Source organism: Vibrio sp. 10N.286.49.E11 (assembly GCF_041469505.1).
Lineage (GTDB): Bacteria > Pseudomonadota > Gammaproteobacteria > Enterobacterales > Vibrionaceae > Vibrio > Vibrio crassostreae_C.
Map to the genome: position 1 here is coordinate 48,291 of NZ_JBFRKQ010000075.1, position 7,170 is coordinate 55,460.

At 43.3% G+C, this 7,170-nt stretch carries 3 protein-coding genes; all 3 read left to right on the top strand.

Going from position 1 to position 7,170, the window contains the following annotated elements:
* Window positions 1-5: 5 nt before the first annotated feature.
* The 3 genes from AB4167_RS17960 (at window position 6) to AB4167_RS17970 (ending at window position 7,060) form a co-directional block, all read left to right on the top strand.
* Window positions 6-770, top strand: a complete 765-nt coding sequence (locus tag AB4167_RS17960) for an ABC transporter ATP-binding protein (RefSeq protein ID WP_372136863.1) — start codon at window positions 6-8, stop codon at window positions 768-770.
* A gap of 310 nt (window positions 771-1,080) precedes the next feature.
* Window positions 1,081-2,106: an HD-GYP domain-containing protein gene (locus AB4167_RS17965; protein ID WP_029235511.1), complete on the top strand. Its 1,026-nt coding sequence runs from the start codon at window positions 1,081-1,083 to the stop codon at window positions 2,104-2,106.
* A gap of 70 nt (window positions 2,107-2,176) precedes the next feature.
* Complete coding sequence (locus AB4167_RS17970; protein ID WP_372136864.1) at window positions 2,177-7,060, top strand: ATP-binding protein; 4,884 nt, start codon at window positions 2,177-2,179, stop codon at window positions 7,058-7,060.
* Window positions 7,061-7,170: the final 110 nt, after the last annotated feature.

Sequence of the window (7,170 nt, forward strand, 5' to 3'; positions counted from 1 at the left end):
AAGTAGTGATTAAATTAACAGGTTTAACTAAGAAGTATGGCAAGTCACTCGTGGTTGATGATGCCAGTGCTATGTTCCCGAAAGGCGAAGTGACTTCTATCATTGGCCCAAATGGTGCGGGTAAAAGTACACTGCTTTCAATGGCGAGCCGCTTAACAGACAGCGACGCGGGTGAAGTGGTCATTGGCGATAAGTTACTGGCTGAGTGGGATACCAAAGAGCTAGCGAAGCACCTTGCCGTGTTAAGACAATCAAATAACATCAACATGCGATTTACGATTCGTGAATTGGTCTGTTTTGGTCGTTTCCCACACTCTCAAGGTCGCTTGAAAGACGAAGATCATAAGATCGTCGATACAGCACTAGAACACCTTGGCATTACTGACATCCAAAACAAATACCTTGATGAGTTGAGTGGCGGTCAGCGTCAAATGGCGTTTATCGCGATGGTTGTGGCGCAAGATACGGATTATGTGTTCTTAGATGAGCCTCTGAACAATCTTGATATTAAACACTCGGTCGAAATTATGAAGACGTTGCGTCGTTTAGCGCATGAGTTCAATAAAGCGGTCGTTATCGTGATTCATGACATCAACTTCGCTTCTTGTTACTCAGATAACATTGTTGCGATGAAGAAAGGCAAAGTGGTTAAGTCGGGTAAGGTTTCGGAAGTGGTTGAAAAATCAGTGATGGAGTCTATCTACGAGATCCCATTTGAGATTCGTGAGTTCGATGGTGTTCGAATCTGTATGTATTATTCTGGTCGTTAGATTACTGAATAACTCGGTTGTTTTGCTTTCTAGCCGTTGAACGAAAAGAGCTCCCATATGAGGAGCTCTTTTTGTTTTCGGATAGTATCTGTGTTGTTAGTGAAATGTTACAATGCAAAGGTAATTCCCCTTGTATAATAATAACTTAACTGACGTAATATTGAATGGTCGTACTTCTAATAACGCCAGTTTGAAGTCACTCACAGATCTACTCTTCATTTTTGAAAATCAATTGCTTTTTTTTCTACTTAACCTCTGGAAATCGTTCTACACTAGGGTTATAACTGTTTGATTTGTATACGAGGTATCAATGAGTCGGAAACCTATAGTGTTAGTCGTGGATGACACCCCAAGTAACTTGGATGTGTTAACGGCAATACTCAAAGATACTTATCAAGTGAAAGTAGCGATTAACGGCACAATTGGTATCAAGATCGCGAAGATGGTGCCGCAGCCAGACCTTATCCTCCTTGATATCATGATGCCTGACATCGATGGTTACGAGGTGTGCCGCCAACTTAAAGCTCAGCCGAATACGGCTCACATTCCTATCATTTTCGTGACCGCCACAATTGGTCCAGAAGCCGAAGTAAAAGGACTCTCCTTGGGGGCTGTCGATTACCTAACCAAGCCGATAACCCCTGCAATTGCACTCCAGCGTGTGAAAACGCATATCGCACTTTATGACCAACAACGCGCGTTGTTTAGTCAGGTAAAAGAGAAAACTCAAGAGATCAATCTCGGTAAGCTAGAAACACTGAACATACTGGGTAGAGCTGCTGAATTTAAAGACAATGAAACAGGCATGCACGTTAAGCGTATGAGTCACTACTGTGAAGTGCTAGCTAAAGCCTTGGGAATGACTGACGAAGATGCCGAGACGTTGCGTGATGCAGCACCAATGCATGATATTGGCAAGATCGGTATTCCTGATAGCGTATTACTCAAGCCGGGTAAATTGGACGCCGACGAGTGGACAATTATGCAAAAGCATGTCGAATATGGTGTTGATATACTTGGTAGGCAGAGTGATTCCAAACTGATGCGTATGGCTATTCAGGTGGCGCAATATCATCACGAAAAATGGGATGGCAGTGGTTATCCAAACCAGATAGCTGGTGAAGGTATCCCATTGGTTGGAAGAATTGCGGCTGTTGCTGATGTGTTTGATGCCCTGACCGCAGAGCGCCCTTATAAAAAAGCTTGGAGTATTGATGAGGCGCTGAACTTGTTTGAAGAACAGAAAGGCAAACATTTTGATCCAACTATCGTTGATGTGTTTTTTCTGAAGTTACCTGAGATTCTAGCAATTAAAGAGAAATTTAGAGATGAGTGATGGCTTGATGTTGTCGCTAAATCGTTTGGTTGTTTTTCTGGTCATTACACTTGTGGTGTGGTCGCTGCTAATGCGATCTACGAATGCTGCTGAGGTAACAGATACTGAGTTAAATCAGTGGTTGGGAAACCAACCAACGGTAACTTTTGTTGTCTTGGCCAACCATTATCCTTACTCATTCATCGATGATGATGGGCAGGTTTCTGGGATCATCAAAGATTGGACATTAGATCTTGAACAGCGTTTTGGTGTTCATGTTCGGTTTGTCACAGTTAACTCGCGTGTCGAGGCTAAAGCCGCGTTAGTCGACGGGCGAGGCGATGTATTTCCATTCCAACAGTTCGACCCAAGTGAAGGTGGCCGTTTTCTTGCGAGTGCTCCCTATATTCCTTATCAGGTCGCAGTGATTGTTCCCATCGACAACAAACTCGATGGAAACCTAGATCAAAATAATAAACGCCGTATTGCGATGGTTAACGAAAATATCGATTTGGAGCGAGCCGGTGTCAAATTGAGTTCTATTGAGCGAGTGAATTTTGATAACGTTATTGATGCAGTACGTGCGTTAGGGGCCGGGGATGTCGAAGGCATGGTCGGTGAACCTATCACCACTATGGATCTTGCGAAAAAGATTGGCGTTCATGATTTAGCGGTAAATTATGTTCTGGAGCATTGGAAAAGGTTTGAAGCATCAATGGTGATTCGAACCGATGAACCAGAACTGCTGACGCTAATCAACAAACAGATTGAAACCTTCGACGTTGATAACAAGAACAAGATTTTATCGAAGTGGCTAGACAGTTCCCCCTATCGAGTGCCGCTAAAAGGCGTGTTTGGCTTTGGTAACCCTCCGTATATTTACCCAGACAGCACCGCAGTCGGGCTACAGTACGACATTCTTCAGCGTGCACTGAATGACATGGGATATAAACTAGGTGACGTTGTCACACTTCCACCTAGCGCCGCTAAAAAAGCCATCGATAACAATAATTCTATAGCCTTTGTTTCTGGTGTTCAGTTTGATGATCCTAATGCGCACTTTTTAAGTGATAACGTTTTTAATGTTGAGTTTGTTCCTGTTTCACTAACTCGCCGCAAACTCCAACTTCAATCCCCAAAAGACCTATCATTAGGGGCGTTATTGTTCGACGAAACATCCACAATTAAAAACTCTGTTGAAGTTCTGAAGAGTAAGTTAGACATTGATCGTATTGAAGATTACGAAGATCTTGAATCAGCATTCTCGCAGTTGAGGGCTCAAAATGTTGACCTGCTAATGGTTGAACGAAGAGTGCTAGAGTGGTTTATCACCAACACTCGTTTTATTGAAATGGCAGAGCTAACGCTACATGACGAGTATAAAGTTGAGTATCCGATCTATGTGGACTTTAAGAGTGAAGAAATCAGAGATAGCTTCAATGCCGCAATTAAAAGGCTTAAACAGGAGGATGACGGCTTAAACCAAATTATCGAGATGCAGGTTCAGAGTGATTTAAGCCTAGTCCTTAAAAAAGCGAATATTATCGCGCAAATATCTGCGTATTTTATCGTCAACGACCGCTTTGAAGAGTTGACGGAAGTGTTTGAAATTTTCGACACGGACAGTTCTTTTCAGGTGATCACCGCACAAGCGGATAACAATAGTCGCCCGATCAAATCTTGGTACATAGGCAACCTAGTTGATCAATATGGAGAGAAGAAAAATACCTCTCACTTTTCATCAGTCACCAAGGTGGCGAATTATAGGACCAAGGGAGGGAGTATCAACTCTGGTTCGATGACTTTCTACTTTGATGTTAATTCGTTAGAGCGGAACCATGTTTATTTTCCATCTGTCGAACAATTTAGTTCATTCGGAGATGCGGTGAAACGCTATATTGCGGATGTTTATCAAGCGAGTAACTTGACTGGAGAGATCCTAAATCTAAGCCAAAAAGAGAGGGCGTGGATTAAAGATAATCCGGATGTACGTATAGGTATCGATCCGAATTCGTTACCTTATGAAGCGGTATCCAATACCGGTGAATACATCGGGATGATTGATGATTATCTAACGCTGATTGAACAAAAAACAGGGCTAAGTATTCAGCATGTTGACGTGGCGAATTGGTCTGAGACCCGAAGCTTGGTTGATCATCATGAAGTGGAACTGGTCTCAGCAGCTCAAGAGAATCGTTCGTTAGGAGATAACGTCAAAGCAGCTAAAAGCTTGTTTTCAAGTCGTTTGGCCATTGCATCGAGAAGAGACGTTAGTAGCTTGGTACTTGAAGAAGCTGATGGTTGGAAAATCGGTATATTGAAGAATGCGGCAAATACTAACGCGATTTTAGATAAGTACCCGAACGTTGAGTGGGTAGAGGTAGAATCCACGGCCGATGGGCTCAACCGATTGGATGATAAAACCTTAGACGGCATGGTCGACACTGTTGATGTCCTCAATTACCTCATTGATTCATTTGGCTATCGAGGGGTTGGTATCATCGGCCGGTTAGACTTCTTCCTGTCGCCAACTCTGCATGTCATCAAATCTGAACCTTTGCTTTATTCGATTGTGAATAAGGCGATTGAGAGTATTTCTGCTGAAGAACATCAAAAGATATCGGCGAAGTGGGCGGCGCCCAAAGCGATAGAAAGAGTTGATTATCAATTGGTTTACACTATTTCGGTTTTTTCTCTGGTGATCCTTCTTCTTATTATTTTCTGGAATCGTAAATTAGCGAAGCAGATCAGTATTGCTAAGGAAGCGACCGAAGCTCTGGAAAAGGCGCAGAACCAACTCTACAACATGCTAAATAGCTCTCCAATTGCAGCTAGTGTGGTATTTGAAGAAGAGGTTCGTTACGCGAACGATACGGCAAAACGTTTGTTTGGCGTGGAAGATCAGGCGTTGTCTTCTATCGACGTTGCCGCTATCCATGACTCGCTGAGCGTTCGTGATGGCGTGCATGAAGAGCTCGACCTTAACGGTAAAGTTGAAAATAGGGAGTTAGTACTCAGAAAGTCTGATGGAACCCGATTTGTTGCTTTGGTCAGTTACTATCTTTTTGAGATTGATGGTGAAGTCGCCACACTATTTTGGGCATTCGATATTTCAGAAATGAAGCGCCTTAACGAACAATTGGAAGAAGAGAAACAGAGAGCCGATTTGGCGAGCCAAGCTAAATCGGAATTCTTAGCCAATATGAGCCATGAGATAAGAACCCCAATGAACGCCATTATTGGCTTGTCTTATCTGGCGATTGGCGAAATATCTAATCCTGTCGCTCGAAATTATATTGAGAAAGTGCACCGTTCTGGCCATTCGTTACTCGGTATCATCAATGACATCCTTGATTTTTCAAAGATAGAAGCTGGGCAACTTGTTATTGATAACGTCCCGTTTGATCCCGCAACGACTTTTAAAGATGTGATTGAGTTGATGGAATCGAAAGCAGCTGAGAAACAACTCAATTTGTCGATGGTCATCGACCCAGAGTTAGACACGCCACTGCAAGGCGATCCCTTGAGGTTGTTCCAAGTCATACTCAACCTTGTGGGCAACGCGATTAAGTTTACGGAACAAGGCAGCGTAGCATTAACGGTGGAGCATGTTGACTCGAACGACAGCAGCCTAACCATGAGAGTGAGTGTGATGGATACCGGGATAGGCATTTTGGATGAGAACCGTCACAAGCTGTTTGAAGCCTTTAGCCAAGCGGATACCACAACGACACGTCGGTTTGGCGGTACAGGGCTTGGGCTCAACATTAGCCAGAAATTAGTTCATGCGATGGGCAGTCAAATTACGGTGGAGAGTGTTTACGGGCAAGGCAGTGAGTTCTCCTTTGTACTGACATTGCCACGATCAAGCTCGGATGCGTTAGCCGACTTCAAAGCCCAAGAACTGCAACTGGATTACCAGATAGAGTTCAAAGGCCAAAGAGTGTTATTGGTTGAAGACAATGAGCTGAACCAAGATCTAGCCTTAGCATTTTTCAGTCGCTCTAAATTAAATGCCGATCTTGCTGAAAACGGAAAGGAAGCGCTGGAGTTAGCTAAAAACAACGACTACGAAATAATCTTCATGGATCTTCAAATGCCGATTATGGACGGCTTTGAAGCTACCCGTTTGATTCGTGAATTCGATATAGATGTACCGATTATTGCAATGTCAGCCAATGTTTTTGCTGATGCGAAACAACGAGCGAGGGAAGCGGGTGTCACGGACTTCTTAGACAAGCCTATTGTTATTGATAAAGCGATGTCTCTGATTACTCGATACATTGTTCCTGAGGTATTAGTTGAAGGTAGAACGCATTCAGATGCGATACAGACAGGTGATTCTGATGAGAGTGCGGAATTACACTCTGATACTCACATAAAACCGCCTGTTTTCTCTCAGTCGAGGTTTGAGCAACTGACTTATCATGATGTGAAACTGCAAGCCAAAATGCTTGATAGGTTCTGCAAAGGATCACCAGACATGATGTCGGATGCTTTTGATAGCTTAGTACAAGGCGAATGGGAGACGTTAGAGCGTAATCTACATACCTTAAAAAGCATGGCAGCTTCGATTGGTGGGTTGCGATTGGCAGAGTTACTCAGTGATTTAGAAAGCAAAGCTCATAACAAGGCGTGTGATGAAGAGGATCTTAAACAAGGTGAGCTTGGGTTAATTGAACTGATTAAAGCAGTTGAGATCAGCTTTGATGTGCCTGGTGCCAAAGGATCTAATACGACAAGTTCTGAAGTAGCCGATGTGAGTCTTGCTGATACCTCTGACTCACCGAGCATCACGTCAGAACAGCATGCTCAGTTGCTATCACTGCTGGATGCGTATGATAACGATGCAACTCAATATGTGACTGAGTTACTGGCACAGTATCCACATTCTGTTGTTCTTAAAGATGTTCAAAGTGCGTTAGATAATTATGACTTTGAACGAGCCAAAGAGGGGCTTGGCGCTTCTGAGTAGTTGTCTTTTATAAATATCACTTCAACATTAAAGCCTTTAGCTCTTACAGCGAAATAACGCGCTAGCTAAAGGCTTTAAATCTATCTATACCGTATCCGCCCCATGAACCC